This window comes from Rhizobium sp. SEMIA 4085 (assembly GCF_013004495.1).
Lineage (GTDB): Bacteria > Pseudomonadota > Alphaproteobacteria > Rhizobiales > Rhizobiaceae > Rhizobium > Rhizobium gallicum.
This window is the reverse complement of record NZ_JABEPH010000544.1, coordinates 1-2,782: the sequence shown is the minus strand read 5'-3', so window position 1 is coordinate 2,782 and position 2,782 is coordinate 1. Positions and strand designations below refer to the sequence as shown.

General features: G+C 59.0%; 3 protein-coding genes. All 3 read left to right on the top strand.

Annotation, left to right across the window (positions count from 1 at the left end; all coding sequences use genetic code 11):
* Positions 1–494, top strand: a 494-nt coding sequence (locus tag C9413_RS30660; RefSeq protein ID WP_170251368.1) for a zinc-binding dehydrogenase, incomplete at its 5' end; no start/stop codon positions are given.
* An 11-nt stretch (positions 495–505) separates the two neighbouring features.
* Complete coding sequence (locus C9413_RS30655) at positions 506–817, top strand: putative quinol monooxygenase (protein ID WP_013984706.1); 312 nt, start codon at positions 506–508, stop codon at positions 815–817.
* Positions 818–894: 77 nt separating this feature from the next.
* A complete protein-coding gene (locus tag C9413_RS30650) occupies positions 895–2,157 on the top strand; it encodes an NAD(P)/FAD-dependent oxidoreductase (protein WP_170251367.1) in 1,263 nt (420 codons plus the stop codon).
* Positions 2,158–2,782: the final 625 nt, after the last annotated feature.

Below are 2,782 nucleotides of genomic sequence, written 5' to 3'. Positions count from 1 at the left end.
GGCGGGCAGCCCAGGTCCGGCGGTGCAGCCAGATCATCATCATCGACCTGAACGAGCAGCGTTTGGCCATGGCTAAGACGTTGGGCGCGACCCACGCTATCAACGGCAGGGACCCAGACGTCGTGGAGCAGATCCACGCCTTGACGGGCGGCGGTGCCGATTTTGGGATCGACGCCGTGGGTATCATTCCCGTCATCCTGAACACGATCAAATGCACGCGGGCAGGGGGTCATGTCGTCCTCCTCGGGCTCGACGCGCTCGGCAAGGATATTCCAATCCCGCTGGACCTCATGGTCTTCAACCGGAAAATTCAGGGTGCCATCCTCGGGGATCAGATCCCGCAGCTCTTCATCCCCCAACTGGTCGAACTAAACCAGGCCGGCCTGTTCCCGTTCCAGAAGCTGATCACAAAGTATCCGTTCGAGAAAATCAACGAGGCCATCGCCGATGCCGAAGCTGGCCGCGTGATCAAGCCCGTCATCGTCTTCAATTAGGAGCCTCCCACATGCCATCGAGCAAGTCCGACGAACAGCATCTCATCGTTGAGTTTAAAACATCGACGCGTAACCGGGACCGTGTCAACACACTGCTCCAGGAGTTTGTCGGCCCTGCCCGCGAGGAAGAGGGCTGCCTTTACTACAATCTCTACCAGCGCTCCGACGAGCCGAATACGTTCTTCATTCTCGATGGTTGGGCAAACGAGGAGGCAGCCGCGCGTCACGGAGAATCTGCGAACGTCAAGCGTGTTCTCGAACCGTTGCTTCCGTTGCTGGTAAGCCCCCCTTCCATCATTGTGAGCAGTCGCATCAGCGACTGAGCTTGCGATCGTGCAACACCGAAGGACGCGCTTCGATCCGAGGCGGGTTTTTTTCCAAAGGCTCGCGGGAGGACGAAATGGAGCATCGAGTTGTCATCGTGGGAGGCGGTTTCGCCGGCATCCAATTGGCCAAGGATCTCAAATGTCCAAACCTTTCGATCACGATCGTCGACAGACGCAATCATCACCTGTTCCAGCCGCTGCTCTATCAGGTCGCAACGACCGTCCTGGCGACCTCCGAGATTGCCTGGCCCATTCGCGCAGTCTTCCGTGGAAGGAAAGATGTCACAACGCTTCTTGGCGAGGTCGTGGGCGTCGATGTCGAGAAGCGGCTCGTCTCGCTCAAGGGCGGTCATGCCATTCCCTACGACACCCTTGTTCTCGCAACAGGGGCCCGTCCCGCGTATTTCGGCCGGGATGAATGGGAGCCTTTCGCGCCCGGACTGAAGGCGTTGGAAGACGCCACCACCATCCGCCGTCGCCTTCTCCTGGCGTTCGAAAAGGCGGAGCTGGAAACCGATCCCCATGCACGGGCGGCAATGCTGACCTTCTCGATAATCGGTGCGGGGCCGACAGGCGTCGAAATGGCCGGGATCATCGCCGAACTGGCTCAAAGGACGCTTGTCGAGGAATTCAGAAACATCGATACGACTTCGGCGCGCATTCTTCTTGTAGAGGCAGGGCCGCGTGTTCTGCCTGTTTTCCACGAGGCGTTATCGCAATACGCCGAGCGATCCCTTGCGTCGATGGGCGTCGAGGTTCGCATGGGACGGCCGGTAACCGACTGCACCGAGGAAGGTATATCGATCGGGGACGAGTTCGTCCCGAGCCGTACGGTCATATGGGCGGCGGGCGTGCAGGCATCCAAGGCCGCCGTGTGGGTCGGGGCGGAGACAGATCGAGCAGGGCGGGCTATCGTGCAGCCCGACCTCACGGTCTCAGAACACCCGGAGATCTTCGTTGTCGGCGATACCGCGAGCGTTAAGACCGGCGAGGGAATGCCGGTTCCTGGTATCGCTCCTGCCGCAAAGCAGCAGGGAAAATACGTCGCCCAGGTGATCAAGGCCCGCCTTAAGCAGCGCTCAGCGCCGCCTCCCTTCAAGTACAGGCATCTTGGTAATCTTGCCACCATAGGGCCAAGCTCCGCGGTGATCGATTTCGGCAGGCTTCGGCTCAAGGGCTCCATCGCCTGGTGGATCTGGGGCCTTGCCCACATCTACTTTTTGATCGGAACACGGAGCCGCATGGCGGTCGCGCTGAGCTGGCTTTGGGCATTTACCTCCGGACACCACTCTGCCCGCCTTATTACCCAGAAGGAGACGCTGAAGGACGAGGTCTAGCAGGGATTTATCAGTGACGTGGCGGAAGCACGCCACGCATTCGTGGGCATTGCGCGGAAAGACCTTGTCACCTGCAGCTATTGAAGGAACGAAACATGAGCGAGTTTTTGAAAGACAGTATTATCGTTCCACGGACCTCGACCGTGGAACGCGAGAATGGCGAGTGCGCTCGACGATGCTGCGCGTGCAAGCGTTGAGGGCCAAACGAATGCCATACGCGTCAGAGAGCCGCGTGTGAAAGCGTAGGACTTTCCGGAAAGATGCCGTTCCCCAGAGACATCCATGGGTTGTTCCATGGAAGGTCCAACTGTGGCACAGCCAGACTAAACCGACGCGCGCGCCAAAGACCTCGTGAAGCCCGACGTCGAAAAAGCCGATGGATTGTCCGTCGATCATCTTTCCATGTCCTCGTGGCTGCTTGGGGTCGGAGAGGCGGGAGACAACGTGATTTGGAGATAAGTGTGTGGTGGTTTCCCTGTTGAGATACGAACGAGTTGCTGGATCTCACGGTTTCACACATGGACCGTTTTCCGCGTGAAACGAGGATCTAAGACTCACAGCGCTTGCCGGACGCCGCCGACGGAAGGGTTTATCGAAGGAGGACAGACCGATGCCGGCTCTCATG